The sequence below is a fragment of the Streptoalloteichus hindustanus genome, assembly GCF_900129375.1.
GTDB classification, from domain to species: Bacteria; Actinomycetota; Actinomycetes; order Mycobacteriales; family Pseudonocardiaceae; genus Streptoalloteichus; species Streptoalloteichus hindustanus.
In genome coordinates, this window is the sequence record NZ_FQVN01000004.1 from 179,586 (window position 1) to 194,995 (window position 15,410).

Genomic DNA, 15,410 nt, shown 5'->3' on the forward strand with positions numbered 1-15,410 from the left:
GTCCACGCGATCAGCGACGGGACACCGGCGCTCGCGACGACGCGAGCCGGCGACATCACCGAATGACGCCGAATGACGCCGAATGGCGCTGCGCCGTCGCTGTTCGCCCGTGCGGCCGTCACCACGCTGGCCCTGACCGGCTCGCTCGTCGAGCGCGCGCGGGGACACCCAGCCCCGTGCCGGTCCTTTCCCCACTGCGCAGAGAGGAGACCACATGCGACGACCACGCCTGCTCGTGACGCTCGTCCTGGCCGTGCTGGCGCTGCTCGGCGCGACAACCTCGTCCGCCTCGGCCGTCGTCCACACCAAGAAGGGCGTCAGCGCGGCGAACGTCCCGGGCGCCAACGCCGCCCTCAGGGACGTCCGCGCGGGTTGGTTCTACACGTGGGCATCGGACAACCGGGGCGTCTCCGCGCCGGGCGTCGAGTTCGTCCCGATGATCTGGGGTCCGGGCTCGGTGACGGACACCGAGCTGAACCGGGCCAAAGCGTCCGGCAGGACGTTGCTGGCCTTCAACGAGCCCGACCTGGCCGGACAGGCGAACATGTCCGTGGAACGGGCCCTGGACCTGTGGCCGCGCCTGCAGGGCACCGGGATGCGGCTGAGCGCTCCCGCCGTCGCGTTCGGCGGGGACCGCCCCGGCGGCTGGCTCGACCGGTTCATGAGCGGCGCCGCCGCACGCGGCCACCGGGTCGACTTCATCCCGTTGCACTGGTACGGCAGCGACTTCTCCAGCGCCGCCGTCGGGCACCTGCGCGGTTACCTCCAGGCGGTGTACGACCGGTACCGCAAGCCCATCTGGCTCACCGAGTACGGCCTGATCGACTTCACCAGGCCGACGCCGCGGTACCCGAACCCGCGCGAGCAGGCCGACTTCGTGCGGAACTCGACCGCCATGTTGCAGGGCCTGCACTTCGTGGAGCGCTACGCCTGGTTCACGTTGTCCACCGCGACCAGCCCCACCGGCCTCTACTCCGGTTCCACGCCCAACGCGTCCGGGGTCGCGTACCGCGCCGCCCGCTGACCTGAACCCGGAAGAGGAGCAATGCGCAAGTTCCTGTACGCGCTGTTCGCCGTGATCGCCGTCGCGGCGACGCTGTGGGCGCCCAGCGCGTCCGCCGCCAACACCACCAATACCGCCAATACCAATACCGCCAATACTGACAACACCGTCGACGCCGCCGAGACCGCTGCGGCCGCCAACCACACCATCACCTTCGTCAACCGGACTGGCGAGAAGATCTGGATCGGCAGCGGGGTCAACGCCGACGGTTCCCGCAACCTCACCGGGCTGCCGACCCTGCAACCGGGGCAGTCCGCCACGATCACCATCCCGGAGTCGTCCGCGCCGCACCACTGGCGGGGCAAGTTCTTCGCCCGGCAGGACTGCGACGGCGCGCCGGGCAGCACCTTCCGCTGCCGCGTCGCGGACTGCGGCCCGATGCCGGACCGCTGCACGCACGGGGAGCAGCCGGCGAGCCTGGCCGAGTTCAACTTCGCCAGGCACGACCCGCTCGCGCCCTGGTACAACGTCAGCTACGTCAACGCGTTCTCGTTGCCGATCACCATCGAGCCGCGCGACTGGTCGGCCCCGCCCGGGTCGCCGGAGTGCCAGTCCCTCGGCTGCGCCCAGAACCTCCTGCCGTACTGCCCGCCGCAGAACCTGACCCGGTGGCCGGACGGTCGGCCGATGCTGTGCACGAACCCCAACCGCGACGCCCCGACCGACTACAGCCGGGCCCTGGCGTCCCGCTGTCCCAGGGCGTACGCGTGGTCCGGGCACGACCGGGAGCCGGGCAACCAGCTGGTGCGGCAGTGCCGCAAGTGCAGCGGGTTCAACGTCGTCTTCCACCGCGCCAGCAGGTAGGAGCGACCTTCTCCACGGGACCTCGCGCCCCGATGACCAGATCTCCGTTGCTGTTCAACGCATTCAACGAGCACATCGAAGGTGACGCAAACATGAGCAAGATCGGCAAGTCCCTGCCCGTGCTGGCCGCCGTGGTGGCCCTGCCCCTGACGATCACCGGCGCCGCCGGCGCCGCCGTTCCGTTCGCCAACCCGATCGGCGGCAAGGCCACCTACTACGACAACGCGGGCTACGGCGCCTGCGGAACCCGGATCAACGCCAACACCGAGATGCTCGTCGCCGTGCCGGCGTCGTACTGGACGAGCCCGAACCCGAACAACGACCCGCTGTGCAAGGGCGTCTCGGTCGAGGTGTCCTTCCAGGGCCGGACGATCAGAGTGCCGGTCAGGGACAAGTGTCCCTCCTGCGACAGAACCCACATCGACCTCAGCAAGCCGGCGTTCGCGCGACTGGCCGACCCCAGCCGGGGCGTCATCCAGGTGACGTGGAAGTTCGTCCGCTGACGAGCTGAGCCGCCAGGACCGTCGCGCCCTGCCCACCGCCCCCGGGGCGGGGCGCGACGGTCCTTCACGCGATGGCCAGCCTGGCCAACGGGCATCGGGAAGAACGCGGTGTTCGCCGCCCGTTCACCCCGAGGCATCATTGTCCACAGTGGACACCGTTGGTGCAGAACACGTTCCTGTGTGTCAAGAACGACACGGATGTGTGTACACGATGAGTTGACGTTGAGGGGCAGGGGTGTTGGCACGTCAATCCCGACCGTGACGATGGGTGAAGCCGGTGGCCGAGCGGAAGTGGGTGACCGCGACCGGGTCACCGGTGTGATGTCCATCTGGCCGAGGGCCACCTGGTCGAGGGCCAACTGGTTGAGGGAGAGTGGAATGGCCACGTACGACACCGAGATCCACACCGGGGGCGGCGGCTGGCAGCAGGACCAGCCGCTGGAGATCAACATCCGCAACCGCGGCGAGGTGGTGGGGAGCGGCGCCAGGCCGGCGGCGGGAACCACGGTCACGTGGAGCGGCGAGGCGGGCAACGGCAGTGTGACCTTCTTCGACAACGGCAACAGGTTCCACGGATCGGCGCAGTTCCCGGGTGAGGGCCCCGTGGAGTACCGGGGCACCTACTCCGGATGACCTGACGTGCCGGTTCGCCCCGGTCGTCTCGACCGGGGCGAACCGGCACTCCTGCGGGCGGGTGCGTCGGGCGGGTGCGCCCTTCTGCCGGAACCCGCGAGCAAGGAGACCGCACCGAGAAGTCCACACTGGACAGTGCGGTGCGGCGGGGACGGTCAGGTGAGGTTGTTGACGTCGAGGGCGGCGCGGACGGCGGTCTCCAGGGAGCCCTCGATCCAGGCGTGCTTCAGGGAGATGTGGTCGCCGGCGAAGAAGACCGGCCCCTCGGGCGTGGGGATCGAGGACTGCAGCTCGGTGAGCTGCCGCGGGGTGAACACGGCGGCCTCGCCGCCGGCGTAGCGGTTGCGCAGCCAGCTCTGGGTCGGGGCGTGGCCGGTGAAGAACGCCTCGACCCGCCTGCCGTAGACCGCCTGGAGGCCGCGCATCGCCGAGGCGCTGCGGTCGGCGTCGTCGAGGGAGTCCCAGCGGTTGGCGTCGTCGGCCCAGCTGTAGCTGGCCAGCACCACGCCGCCGCGGCTGCCCTGGACCGGGTGCGAGGGGAAGTACAGGAACCGGTTGGGGCCGTCGGTCACCGAACCGCCGCCGACGGTCCCGGTCGCCTCGGCCTTCTCCTGCGAGCGGTAGTGCTCGTACAGACCGGGTTTGATCGCGTTGAGCTCGCGGTGCCAGTCCTGCTCGGTGAACTCCCACCAGCGGCGGTTGAACTCCAGCAGCACCTTGGTCGCCGAGTCGTAGTGCAGCTCGGCCACGGCCCGGCGTTTGCCGTAGGAGAACCCGGGGGTGACCTCGACGTGGCGGAGCACCGGGAACGGGACGGTGATGATCGCGACGTCGCCGGTGAACACCTCGCGCTCCCCGGGTTTGCCGGAGCTGGCGTCGTCTCCGCCGGTCTCGCTGACGGTCTCGATCCACACCTTCGGCCCGTTCGCGCCGACGTGGGCGCAGCCGGAGCAGTCCCGTCGCGGGTCCCAGTACTCCAGCCGCGTCATCCTGCGGTTCATGCGAACCTCGTTCTTCACCAGGGGAAGCAGCGCGTAGGGCAGGTTCGCGGTTCCGCCCTCGATCTCCCAGTAGGTCGCCGACGCGCTCACCAGGCTGCGCGTCAGGAAGCTGTGGATGAACGACAGGGGCAGGCGGGAGGTGAGGTTCTCCAGCGTCCCGATGAGGTCCACGACACCGGTGGACAGCTTGGCCTGCTCGGTGAGGAAGCGCTCCATCGAGTAGCCGTCGAAGTCGTAGAGCACGCGGGCCCAGCCCTCGATCCACTCCGGCACGGGCTTGTTGACCCGCTCGCCGTTCGCGCTCCGCACCGAGAAGTAGTCGCGGACGGGGTCCAGCGCCGTGTCGAGCAGCCGGCCCGCGGTCAGGGCGAGGTCGTTGCCGGAGAGCCCGAAGCCGGAGTTGATGTCCGACGGGCGCGTGGCGTAGTCGGCGCGGCGCACCTTGCTGCCGTTGGTGTGGATCCAGGTGCGGGACGCCGCGGTCGGGGGGCGGAAGTCGGTGTGCTGGGGGCCGCGACGCCATTCGGCGCCGGTGAAGGACCGGTAGACCACCGGCGGCACCGGGGCCTTCTCGTTGCCGGTGCCCGGCTTGATGTCGACGTTGTAGAACAGGCGGCGCTTGAGCCCGAGCTTGTCGACCAGTGCCAGCGCCAGCGGGTGGAAGTCCGGCAGCCGCATGGCCCCCGCCTCGGCGTACTGCTGGTGGTCGGCGAAGAACGGCGGCCGGCCGGTCCACTCCGGACCCTTCCGGAAGGTCTTGATCCGGCCGCCGATCCGGTTGGCGTTCGCCTCGATGATGGTGACGTGGTGCCCGGCCTGCTTGAGCAGCATCCCGGTGACCAGGCCGGAGATCCCGGCGCCCACGACGAGCACCTTCTTCGGCCGGGTGGTCTTGGTCAGCCCCTCGTCGATGAGCACCTTCAGGTACTCCAGCTTGAGGTCCTCGCCCCGGGGCCCGACCAGTAACAGCTCGCGGGCCAGCCGCAGGCATTCCTCCCATCGCTGGGGGTCCCTGGCCGGCGCCGGCGATGCCGCCCAGCCCTGCCCCGGTCGGACCCCGACCCCCGCCACCGCCGCCGCGGTCACCCCCGCCGTCGCGGTGAGGAAGGACCGCCGCCCCATGCCATCCGTCAACGAGTGATTCGTGTCATCGGTACCCACGCCCGCCAAGATCAACCAGGGACGATCACCCCACCAAGTGAGTCAGGAAGAGTTACACACGATCGTGTCGAGTAATCACTCGAAGGATTTTCGGAAATTGGGGCGCGACATTCGCCGAAAACGGTGTTCGGTATCGGCGTCGACGCCATCCTGCCGCCTCGGCGACCGCGCCGCCGAGACCGCCGGAGTCCGACTCGGGTGGGCGACCCGGGATGTCCACTGTGGACACCGTGGTCGGGCTACCCCGCCCGCGAGGCCCGCTCCTCCGCGCGCGCGTTCGCCGCGCCGGCGATGCGTTGTTCGGCGATCCGGTCGGCGGCCGCGCCAGGAAGAACGCCCTCCGCGTTGGCGCGCTCCAGCACCGCCAGCGTGGTGTCGAAGATCCGCTCCACCTTGGCGGCGCACTGTTGCGGCGAGTCTCCGGTCAGCACCCTGGTGGCCGCGATCGCGCCGCCGGCGTTCACGACGTAGTCGGGGACGTAGAGAACTCCGCGCTCCGCGAGCTGTTGCTCCACGTCAGGACGGGCCAACTGGTTGTTGGCGGCGCCGCACACCACCTCGGCGGTGACCACGGGCGCGACGGCGTCGTCCAGCGCGCCGCCCAGCGCGCAGGGGGCGTAGACGTCCAGCCCCTCGACCCTGATCAGCGCCTCGGTGTCCGCCACGACGGTGACCTCGGGGAACGTGTCCACGACGCGGCGCACCGCCTCCGCTCGCACGTCGGTGACCACCACCCTCGCCCCGTCGTGGACGAGGTGCTCCACGAGCAGGTGACCGACCTTCCCCACTCCGGCGACCCCGATCGTACGACCTCGGAGCGACGAGGTCCCCCAGCGGTGGTGGGCCGCCGCCCGCATCCCCTGGAACACGCCGAGGGCGGTCGCGCCCGACGGGTCGCCCGTGCCGCCGGCGGTCCGGGAGCAGGTCGTCCACCGGCACACGCGGGCCACCACGTCCATGTCCGCCTCGTCCGTGCCCACGTCGCAGCCCGTCAGGTACCGGCCGCCGAGGGAGGCCACGAACCGGCCGAACGCCAGCAGCAGCGCCTCGGACTTGGCCCGGGCCGGGTCTCCGACGATGACGGCCTTGCCGCCGCCGAGGTCGAGCCCGGCCATCGCGTTCTTGTACGACATGCCGCGCGACAGGCTGAGCGCGTCCGCGACGGCCTCCTCGTCGCTGGCGTACGCGTGGAAGCGGGCGCCGCCCAGTGCTGGCCCCAGGGCGGTGGAGTGGATGGCGATGACGGCTTTCAAACCCGTGGACGGGTCGTGGCACAGCACGACCTGCTCGTGCTCGAAGGAATCCGAGCCGAGGACGGCGTGCGGCGTGGCGCGGTCGAACGAACTCATGCTGGTTCTCCTTTGCGAGGATTGGTTTTCGATGTGACGAGTACCGGGAATGCCGGCCGCGTCGGGTAGTGGCGGTGGGCCGGTGGTCGCTTCGGTTCGCCCACCGGCGTTCGACGCCTCAGCGCGCCCTCTCCGTGTCTGGCCGCGTCCTCACCGTGACCGCGCGTACTCCCCGGGTGCGGGGGCGCCGGCGGGGTGGCGGGCGCTGCCCGTCGCGCGGCGGGGAACGCGCGGACCCGAGCGGGGCGCGAGCCACCGCGACCACGCCACCCACCAGGACTCGTGCCGGGGTGTGGCGCGGGCCGACCAGACCCGGGGGTCGGGGGGCAGCCCGTCCGCGCAGATCCGGTAGTCCGCCTGCGGACGCGGCGGGTTGACGATGCCGCCCACGTGCCCGGAGGGCACCAGGTGGAACGCCACGTCGCCGCCGAGCAACCGGGCGCTGCGGTACACCGTTTCCCAGGGGGCGATGTGGTCCCGGAGGCCGGCCACCACGAAGGCGTCCTGCGCGACGGCGGACAGGTCGACGGGTCTTCCCCCGACCCGGAGCCGGCCGCGGGCCAGCGCGTTGTCCGCCGCGATGCGCAGGGTCTGTTCGAACAGGACGCGGGGCACGTCGATGCCGTCCTCGCTCCACGCCCAGATGTCGAAGGGCTTCGGCCGCTCGCCCAGCAGCCAGCCGGCGACGAGGGGCTGCCAGACGGTGTCCCTGGACCGCAGCAGGTCGAACAGGACACCGATCCGCCCGCCGTCGACCAGGCCGTCGCCCCTGGACAGGGCACGGGTCAGGAACGCGATCTCCTCCGCCATCGGCTGGTCGCCGCCGTCGGGGGGTGTGTGGTCGAGGGCGGACATCAGCAGGGTCAGCGAGGCGACCCCCGGCTCGCCGCCCGCCGTGAGCCAGGCGGCGGTGATCGCGGCGAGCAACCCGCCGGCGCACACCCCGACCAGGTGGGCCCGTTCCGAGCCGGTGATCTCCCGGACGACGTCCAGCGCGCGCAGCGGAACCCGCGACAGGTACTCGTCCAGTCCCAGGTCGGTCTGGTCCGGCGTCGGGTCGCGCTGGCTGATGGCGAACACCGTGAAGCCCGCGCGGACCGCCCACTCGACGAGACTGCGGCCGGGGGCCAGGTCGTAGATGTAGAACTTGTTCACCCACGCCGGGACGAGCAGCAGGGGGACCTGGTGCACCTCGGCGGTCTGCGGCTCGTACTGGAGCACCTCCACCAGGTCGTCGCGGTGCACGACCCGGCCGGGAGTGGCCGCCAGGTTCTCGCCGAGGCGGTAGGAGCCGGGCGCGATCTTGGCGGGGCGTCCCCGGCGGCGGGCCAGGTCGTCCAGGAGGTTGCCCGCTCCGCGGACCAGGCTCGTGCCGCGGGTGTCCAGGGCGCGGCGCAGCGCGGCGGGGTTGCCGGGGAGGACGTTCGTGGGGGCCAGGGCCTCGGTGAGGACCTGGGCGAGGAACTGGACCTGCTGGCGGCGTCGGGCCGGCAGGTAGGGCGCCTCGGCGCCGGCCAGGACCAGCCGGCGCCAGGTCAGGTAGACCTGGAGCACGAACCGGTAGCCGGGGACGGAACTCCAGGCGGGGTCGCCGAACCGTTGGTCATCGGGGTCCGGGCCCCAGTCGGCCGTCGGGGCCAGCTCGCGGATTCCGAGGAGGGACTGGCGCACCACCCTCGCGCACCAGCTTTCCGAGGCCCAGCTACCCGAGGCCCAGCTTTCCGGGACAGGGCCCGGAAGGCGGTCGTCGTGGAGGTGCGGTTCGCTGCCACGCGGACTCACCGGTCGCCACTCCTTGCCGGGCCGGCCACCCGGCCGGCCCTCGCCGTCGTGACCCCCGGATGCTCCGCCCCGGCGCGCACGGGACGCGCGGTCGCCGTGGCGGGACGGCGGACCGTGAACGGATATCCGGCGGCTTTTCGCTTTCCGTGGAAGGAAAGTAGCGGCGGGCGCAATGGTGTCGGCAGGCGTGTTGGGAGTCCGTCGCGCCGGTCAGCCGCCGGGTGCGCAGAGGGCGCGTGGCGGAGGCGCGGAGAGCGTTCGGGGCCCGCCCACACCACCGAACGCGACAATCGGCGCGGATCTCACGTGGAACGACGCGGGATACCAACCACGACAAGGGGAAATCCGCCGAGGTGTGCGTTCGCGACGCGCCTTTCCCTCCACCACGCGCGATGTCGGTGCGGAGTTCGCGGCCCGGCCAGGAAAACGCCGGGAACGGCAGGGTTTTCCGGGATCGGGAAGACCCACGGAGAGCCCCGCGCGCCCCGGCCACACGAGACCGTTCCGGGAGGCGACAACGAGCTCACGCGCCACCTACCTTTCGGCGCAACGGATCTCCGGGTGCCCACGATCCGACGCACCAGCGAGACTCGAACGGAGGGGTCGTCATGTACAGCACCATGCCGGACATCCCGCTCACCCTCGTCCGCGTCCTGCGGCACGGCGCCACGGTCCAGGGCGCCTCCACCGTGTCCACGTGGAACGGGCGGAGCTTCGACCGCAGGTCCTACGCCGAGGTGGGCGAGCGCACCGCCCGTCTGGCACACGCGTTGCGCACCCGGCTGGGGGTGCGCACCGGCACCCGGCCGGAGAGCGAGCAGAGCGTCGTCGGCACCTTCATGTGGAACAACGCCCGACACCTCGAACTGTTCCTCACGGTTCCCGCGATGGGCGCCGTCCTGCACACCCACAACCTGCGCATGCCGGCCGCCCAACTGATCTACACCATTCGGCACGCCGGCGACGAGGTGATCGTCGTGGACGCCGGCCTGACCGGGACCCTGGCCACCGTGCTGCCCCACCTGCCGGACACCGTGCGGCACATCGTCGTCGCCGGCCGCGGCGGACGCGCGGCCCTGGCGGGGTTCACCGGCGAGGTGCACGACTACGAGGAGCTGATCGCCGACCAGCCCGTCGACTACCCGTGGGAGGAGGAGCTCGACGAGCACACCGCCGCGACGATCTGCTACACCTCCGGCACCACCGGGAACCCCAAGGGCATCGTCTACAGCCACCGGTCGACGTACCTGCACTGCCTCCAGGTGGCGGCGCCGAACCGCTTCGACCTGACCCACCGCGAGACGATCTTCCCGATCGCCCCGATGTTCCACGTCAACGCGTGGAACATCCCGCACACCGCGTTCCTCACCGGCGCCGACCTGCTGCTGGCCGACCGGTACCTCCAGCCCGTCCCGCTCGCCCACATGATCGAGCTGGGCCGGCCGACGGCGGCCGCCGCGGTCCCCACCGTCTGGACCGGCCTGCTGGCGGAGCTGGACGCCCGCCCCTACGACACGTCGAGCCTGCGCCGGGGGCTCGTCGGCGGCTCCGCCTGCCCGCCGGCCCTCATGGCCGCCTACCGCGACCGCCACTCCATCGAACTCGTGCACGCCTGGGGGATGACCGAGACCTCGTCGCTGACGACCACGGCCCTGCCACCCCGGCGAGTGGACAGCGAGGAGGAGTGGTCCTACCGGATCAGCCAGGGCCAGTTCCCGGCGTCGATCCGGTTCCGGCTCGTGGACGACGACGGCGTGATCGTGCCCAACAACGGTGTGGCCACGGGCGAGTTGCAGGTGCGCGGTCCCTGCGTCACCAGCGCCTACCACGGCGGGGTGGACGCACCGCAGCGGAAACCGGAGGCGGACTTCACCCCCGACGGGTGGTTGCGGACCGGGGATGTCGGGCGGATCTCCCCGGACGGCTACCTGACCCTCACCGACCGGGCGAAGGACGTCATCAAGTCCGGTGGCGAGTTCATCTCCAGCGTGGAGCTGGAGAACGCGCTCGCCGAGCACCCGGCGGTGGTCGAGGCGGCCGTGGTCGCCGTGCCCGACGACCGCTGGGGCGAGCGGCCCCTGGCCGCCGTGTCCCTGCGCCCGGGCAGCGGCGCCGAGCCGGCGGACCTGCGCGACTTCCTCGCCCGGCGGATCGAGTCGTGGATGGTGCCCGAGCGGTGGACGGTCCTGAGCTCGGTGCCGAAGAACTCGGTGGGCAAGTACGACAAGCGGGGCATCCAGGACCAGTACGCACGGGGCCGGCTCGACGTCGTCCACCTGAGCAGACACCCCAGTGGCGGGACCACCGCCAGGGAACCCGGGCTCATCGGGATGTGACGCGGCGACCACCGCCACCGGACCGGCAACCAGGAGAGGACGCTGGTTCGTTCTCCGGCAGCGGTACCGCGGCGCGGGTCAGGCGGCCGGCGGCGCGGCCTCCCCGGTGCCGGTGGCCGGCTCCGCCGGGCTCACGTCCGTGACGCCACCAGCGCGGTCGTCGGCGCGCCTCCCGTGGTGGCGGGCGGGGGAGTGCTGTCCCCGGGACATCGCGGCGTCGACGACCGCCACCGCCCAGTCCCGGTCGTCGCCGAGGTCGGGGTTCTCCAGCAGCACCTGCCGCAGCCGCCCCCACACCCCCGCCTTCGTCCACGCGGCGAAGCGGCGGTGCGCGGTCGCGGGTGAGACCGCGAAGGAGGACGGCAGGCGGCGCCAGGCGCAACCGCTGGTCACCACGAACACGACGGCGGCGAAGACGTCGCGGCCGTCGAGCGGCACGGTGCCGCCACCCTGCGGTCGTGCGGTGAACCCGGGGATCAGCGGTGCGGCCAGTTTCCAGAGCGGATCAGGTACCAGACGCCGTGCCAACTTCCCTCCCATGGCCGGACAGCATGGCACCCAACGCCGTTCCGGCAACGCGACTCGGCTGTCTCATGTGGTGTGTGCACCGATTGACGGTGCTGCGGAAGGCATTCCGCTCACCACGGGTGCGCACGCGGTGCGCGTCGGGCGGGGGCCAGGCCTCTGGTCGACTCCACCGCATGGCACGGTCTGCCGTGCCGTCAGGCAAGCCGGCGTTCCACGCCATGTCGCGAACCGAGCGCCTGCCACCACATGAGACGGGCTTTCCGTCGAGGCTTCGGGAGTGTTCGGCATCCAGCACGCGCACGACCGCTCCCGAGGAACAGGCGCGCACAACAGGTCGTCCGCGCACCTCCGATGCCGCCAGCGCACGCCTGCCACCAACACCGGGGCCGTGCCTAGCGTGGGGAAGTCGCCCACCGAAGAAGGAAGGCAGACATGGAAACCAGCCCGTTAGGACCGCACATCACGGTGATGGACCACCTCCTGAACCGCTTGAGCGCCCTGGGGGTGCGACACCTGTTCGGCGTGGCCGCCGACTACAGCCTCCAGGTGCTCGACCGCGTGCTCGCCCACCCGCGCGTGCGGTGGATCGGGACGGCGAACGAACTCGGCGCGGCCTACGCCGCGGACGGCTACGGGCGCACCAACGGCTTCGGGGCGCTCCTGACCCCGTTCGGGGTGGGGGAGCTGAACGCGATCAACGGGGTGGCGGGCGCCTACGCCGAGCGCGTCCCGTTGCTCCACATCGCCGTCGGCCCCACACAGGCCACCGAGCGGGCCGGTGCCGTGGTCCACCACACGCTCGGGGACGGGGACTTCGACCGGTTCGCCCGCGCACAACGGCAGGTGGTGTGCGCCGACGCCGTGCTGCGCCCCCACGACGCCCTGGCGGAGATCGACCGGGTGCTGATCACCTGCCTGCGGGAGCGCCGACCCGGATACCTGCGGGTGCCCCGCGATGTCGCGCTGGGCCCCGCCGTCCCGCACCGGTCGCTGGACGTGCCCGACCCGAAGGCCGCCGACCAGGACAACCTGGAGGCCTTCCGCGCCGCGGCCCGCGCCCGGCTCGCCGCGGCGGACGACGTCGCGGTCCTGGCCGACTTCCTGGTGGACCGGTTCCACGCCCGCGAGGAGTTGGCCGCCCTGCTGGCCGCCAGCTCCTTCCCGCACGCGACCCTGATGGCCGGCAAGACCGTCGTGGACGAGAGCACGCCCGGGTTCCTCGGGGTGTACGCCGGGGGCATGAGCGAGGCGAAGGTCCGGGCCACGATCGACGGGGCCGACCTGTTGATCCGCGCGGGCGTGCTCCTCACCGACCTCAACACCGGCAAGTTCACCCACGAGTTCGACCCCGAGGAGGGCATCGATCTCGGGCCGACCACCGCCAGAGTGGACGGCGCCGCCTTCCCCGGCGTGCCACTGGCCGCGGCGCTGGACGTGCTGACCGAGCTGGTCGGCGAAGACGCTGCGACCCGGACCCCGACCCCGACTCCGGCGTCGGCTGCCGTCCCCGCGCCGCGCGGGCTGGCCGCGCTGGCGCGGCGCGCGGCGGATTCCCTGGCCAGGGCCGAGGAGGCCGCCACCTGCGTCAGCCGAACGGTGTGCGGACCGAGGCTCCCCCTGACCCAGTCCTACCTGTGGAAGGCGGTGGGCAACGCCGTCCGGCCCAACCACACCGTGTTCGCCGACGACGGCACCGCGCTCATGGGCATCGTCGACCGCCGCTTCCCGAGCGGCGCCCGGTTCGTCGCGCAGACGCTGTGGGCCTCGATCGGCTACACCCTCCCCTCGCTGCTGGGAGCGCAACTCGCCGACCCCGCCCGGCGCGGGCTGCTGCTCATCGGCGACGGCGCGGCCCAGCTCACCGTCCAGGAACTGGGCACCATCGGCCGCCACCACCTCAAGCCGATCGTGGTCCTGGTGAACAACGACGGCTACACCATCGAGCGGATCACCCACGGCGTGAACGCCGTGTACAACGACATCGCCCGGTGGCGCTGGGCCGACCTGCCGGCCGCCCTGGGCGTGGCGGACCCGCTGGTGCTGACGGCCCGCACCCGCGCCGCACTGGACAGCGCGCTCGCCCGTGCCGTGGCCACCACCGACCGGCTGGTCCTGATCGAGGTGTTCACCGGCAGGCTCGACGTCCCGCCGGGAATGGTGCGCCTGTCCGTCAACCGGCCGGACAGGGCCCGCTGGGTTCCCTGAGTCCGTCGGCGTTTCCCGGCGCGCCCGACCAGCGCCAGGGTGGGGCGGCCGCGACCGGGACCCGCGTGGCCGCGGCCAACGAGGGTCCACGCCCAGGCCCGGGGCAGCCCGGAACCAGGCCCGAAACCGGGCCCGAAACCAGGCCCGAAACCGGGCCCGGGATCAGTCCGGGATCAGTCCGGGATCAGTCCGGAGAACAGTTTCGGTCCGGCTCGGCGAGGAGCGCCCGGGCTTCCTCCCGACGCCCCTGTGCCTCCAGCCGGCCGCAGAAGTCGGCGAGGTCGCTGGCGCACTGCGCGGAGTGCAGTCCGCCGAGCACCTCCACGGCCTGGGCCGCGGTGCCGCAGCTCAGGTCGACCTCCCCCAAGCGCAGTTGCGTCGAGGCCACGAGCAACAGCCGGAGCGCACGCCGCCGCGCCCGGTCCGGCGGGCAGCCCCGGAGGGCTTCCTGGGCCCACCGCGCGGCGGTGTCGCGCTGTTGGAGGTCCGCTGAGCAGCGGGCCAGCTCCTCCGCCAGGTAGGCGTGGTCGACGTGGCCGGCCCAGTCCGGCTCCCCGTCGAGACCGCTGCCGAGTCCGCTGCCGGGGTGGCTGTCGGGATCGCCGTGCTCCAGCACCGCGACCGCCTTCCCGATGGCCTGCTGACAGGCACGCGCGTCGCCCAGCAGCGCGTGGCCGCGGGCTTCCGCGGCGTGGCAGGCCGCCGCCACGGTGGGGGTGCTGCGCGCCCGCGTTCCCTCCTGCGCCGCGCGGGCGAGCTGGACGGCTTCCTGCGGGCTGCCGAGCTGGAGCGCCACCCGGCTCATCCCGGACGCCAGCACGTAGCCGCCCAGTCCGCGGTCGTCCGCCGCCTGCGCCAGGCGCAGTGCCTGGATGTAGTAGCGCTGCGCCAGGCCGGGCTGCCCGGTGTCGACGGCCATGTACCCGGCGAGCTCGGTGAGCCGGGCCACCGCGCCGAGCAACTGCCGCCCGCTGGCCTCCCCGTAGGAGCCGGCGACGAGCCCGGAGACGACGCTGTCGAGGTAGTGGACGACGACGGGACGCAGCCGCCCGCTGCCGAAGCGGTGGTCCAGCTCGGCGAGCGAGGCGGTCGTCGCGCGGAGCACCGCGAGGTCCGCCGTGCGCACGGCGGCCGGACCGTGGCCGGCGACGACGGCGTCCGGACCGGCGATCAACCAGTCGCGGCTGGGCTGGACCAGCACCGACGTCGAGAGCCTCTCCCCGGTCAGCGCGCCGGTGCGGTGGGCGTCGCCGCGCCACAGGGCGCGCGCCTGCCGGAGCGCGCCCGGCACGGTCGGCTCGAACCGCAGGCCCACCGTCGGCGCGGCGCCCTGGCCCGACGTCATGCCGATCTCCTCGACGGTCACCATCCGGCCCAGCTTGCGCCCCAGCGCCTGGGCGATGATCACGGGCGCGCGGCCGCGCGGCTGCTGCCCCCGGAGCCAGCGGGCCACCGACGTCTTGTCGTAGCGCAGGTGGAGTCCGTGCTCGGCGCCGCAGACGTTGACCCGGCGGGCCAGCCCGGTGTTGGAGCACCCCGCCTCCTCCATCACGGCGCGCAGCCGTTCGTTCGGCTGTCGACCAGCACGCGATCGCACGTCCATAGCCTCCTGCCTCCTTCGCGCCCGTCGGGAAACCTGGCCGCCGCCGGTGGAGTCCGCGGTGTGCCGGGGCGTCCCGCTCCGTGCCCGGGGTCGGGCACCAGGTGGCGACGCGGGGGACCGGGCGGCGCCCGCTGTCCCACGTTTCGTCAGATGACGTTTCTTGGATGAGGTGAAGGTCTACCACCGCGCTTGACGGGCCGCGTGAGGAACAAGGCGGATCGGAGGTGGCGCGCGGCGCGCACCGCCTCTTCGTCGTTCTCCTCGGGCACGGCCGCACTCGTCGCCTGTCCGTCACCTCTCACGCTGGCCAATCGGGGGGAAGCGCATTTCCGTGGTTCGTTCGTCTCGTGTGCGCGCGTCATTCCGCTGTCGTGGGGGAACATTCCCGGGCCGGCGTCGGCCTCCCCGGTCTTCACCGCGGGGGTCAGGGAGGGAATCTTAT

Annotated in this window: 11 protein-coding genes; 6 read left to right on the top strand and 5 right to left on the bottom strand. The window is 72.2% G+C overall.

The genetic code is table 11. The annotated features are described in order from the left end of the window. Positions 1-214 precede the first annotated feature (214 nt). The 4 genes from BUE43_RS13660 to BUE43_RS13675 all read left to right on the top strand — a co-directional run bounded on the left by BUE43_RS13660 (position 215) and on the right by BUE43_RS13675 (position 3,003). On the top strand, positions 215-1,024 hold the full coding sequence (locus BUE43_RS13660) for a glycoside hydrolase family protein (RefSeq protein WP_073483039.1): 810 nt from the start codon (positions 215-217) through the stop codon (positions 1,022-1,024). Between the two features lie 21 nt (positions 1,025-1,045). Next, positions 1,046-1,867 carry a thaumatin family protein gene (locus BUE43_RS13665; RefSeq protein WP_073483041.1) on the top strand — a complete coding sequence of 274 codons (822 nt, stop codon included), beginning with the start codon at positions 1,046-1,048 and terminating at the stop codon, positions 1,865-1,867. 92 nt (positions 1,868-1,959) lie between these two features. Next, positions 1,960-2,370: a cysteine/serine endopeptidase inhibitor gene (locus BUE43_RS13670; protein WP_073483043.1), complete on the top strand. Its 411-nt coding sequence runs from the start codon at positions 1,960-1,962 to the stop codon at positions 2,368-2,370. Between the two features lie 378 nt (positions 2,371-2,748). Beyond that, positions 2,749-3,003: a hypothetical protein gene (locus BUE43_RS13675; protein WP_073483815.1), complete on the top strand. Its 255-nt coding sequence runs from the start codon at positions 2,749-2,751 to the stop codon at positions 3,001-3,003. 155 nt (positions 3,004-3,158) lie between these two features. Here the strand turns inward: BUE43_RS13675 and BUE43_RS13680 are convergent, their stop codons facing one another. From BUE43_RS13680 to BUE43_RS13690, 3 genes are all read right to left on the bottom strand, one after another. Continuing rightward, positions 3,159-5,138, bottom strand: a complete 1,980-nt coding sequence (locus tag BUE43_RS13680; RefSeq protein WP_234995712.1) for a flavin monoamine oxidase family protein — start codon at positions 5,136-5,138, stop codon at positions 3,159-3,161. Between the two features lie 266 nt (positions 5,139-5,404). Further along, positions 5,405-6,514, bottom strand: a complete 1,110-nt coding sequence (locus BUE43_RS13685; RefSeq protein ID WP_073483045.1) for a Glu/Leu/Phe/Val dehydrogenase dimerization domain-containing protein — start codon at positions 6,512-6,514, stop codon at positions 5,405-5,407. A 150-nt stretch (positions 6,515-6,664) separates the two neighbouring features. Continuing rightward, entirely contained in the window at positions 6,665-8,188 is a 1,524-nt protein-coding gene (locus tag BUE43_RS13690) for a PHA/PHB synthase family protein (RefSeq protein ID WP_073483047.1), read from the bottom strand. 716 nt (positions 8,189-8,904) lie between these two features. Between BUE43_RS13690 and BUE43_RS13695 the strand changes: the two genes are divergently transcribed. Next, the gene (locus BUE43_RS13695) at positions 8,905-10,632 is read left to right on the top strand and encodes a long-chain-fatty-acid--CoA ligase (protein WP_073483050.1); all 1,728 of its coding nucleotides are present in this window, start codon (positions 8,905-8,907) and stop codon (positions 10,630-10,632) included. A 78-nt stretch (positions 10,633-10,710) separates the two neighbouring features. Here the strand turns inward: BUE43_RS13695 and BUE43_RS13700 are convergent, their stop codons facing one another. Beyond that, a complete protein-coding gene (locus tag BUE43_RS13700) occupies positions 10,711-11,172 on the bottom strand; it encodes a transposase (protein WP_073483053.1) in 462 nt (153 codons plus the stop codon). A 420-nt stretch (positions 11,173-11,592) separates the two neighbouring features. Here BUE43_RS13700 and BUE43_RS13705 point away from each other — a divergent pair, with 420 nt between their 5' ends. Continuing rightward, entirely contained in the window at positions 11,593-13,365 is a 1,773-nt protein-coding gene (locus tag BUE43_RS13705) for an alpha-keto acid decarboxylase family protein (RefSeq protein WP_073483055.1), read from the top strand. A 184-nt stretch (positions 13,366-13,549) separates the two neighbouring features. Here the strand turns inward: BUE43_RS13705 and BUE43_RS13710 are convergent, their stop codons facing one another. Continuing rightward, on the bottom strand, positions 13,550-14,968 hold the full coding sequence (locus tag BUE43_RS13710; protein ID WP_200797503.1) for an NsdA family TPR-like regulatory protein: 1,419 nt from the start codon (positions 14,966-14,968) through the stop codon (positions 13,550-13,552). Positions 14,969-15,410: the final 442 nt, after the last annotated feature.

Bases quoted from the DNA above. Each gene is read 5' to 3' on its own strand.
- BUE43_RS13710 (WP_200797503.1), bottom strand. From the start codon at position 14,968: ATGGACGTGCGATCGCGTGCTGGTCGACAGCCGAACGAACGGCTGCGC.
- BUE43_RS13660 (WP_073483039.1), top strand. From the start codon at position 215: ATGCGACGACCACGCCTGCTCGTGACGCTCGTCCTGGCCGTGCTGGCG.
- BUE43_RS13675 (WP_073483815.1), top strand. From the start codon at position 2,749: ATGGCCACGTACGACACCGAGATCCACACCGGGGGCGGCGGCTGGCAG.
- BUE43_RS13700 (WP_073483053.1), bottom strand. From the start codon at position 11,172: ATGGGAGGGAAGTTGGCACGGCGTCTGGTACCTGATCCGCTCTGGAAA.
- BUE43_RS13670 (WP_073483043.1), top strand. From the start codon at position 1,960: ATGAGCAAGATCGGCAAGTCCCTGCCCGTGCTGGCCGCCGTGGTGGCC.
- BUE43_RS13685 (WP_073483045.1), bottom strand. From the start codon at position 6,514: ATGAGTTCGTTCGACCGCGCCACGCCGCACGCCGTCCTCGGCTCGGAT.
- BUE43_RS13665 (WP_073483041.1), top strand. From the start codon at position 1,046: ATGCGCAAGTTCCTGTACGCGCTGTTCGCCGTGATCGCCGTCGCGGCG.
- BUE43_RS13705 (WP_073483055.1), top strand. From the start codon at position 11,593: ATGGAAACCAGCCCGTTAGGACCGCACATCACGGTGATGGACCACCTC.
- BUE43_RS13695 (WP_073483050.1), top strand. From the start codon at position 8,905: ATGTACAGCACCATGCCGGACATCCCGCTCACCCTCGTCCGCGTCCTG.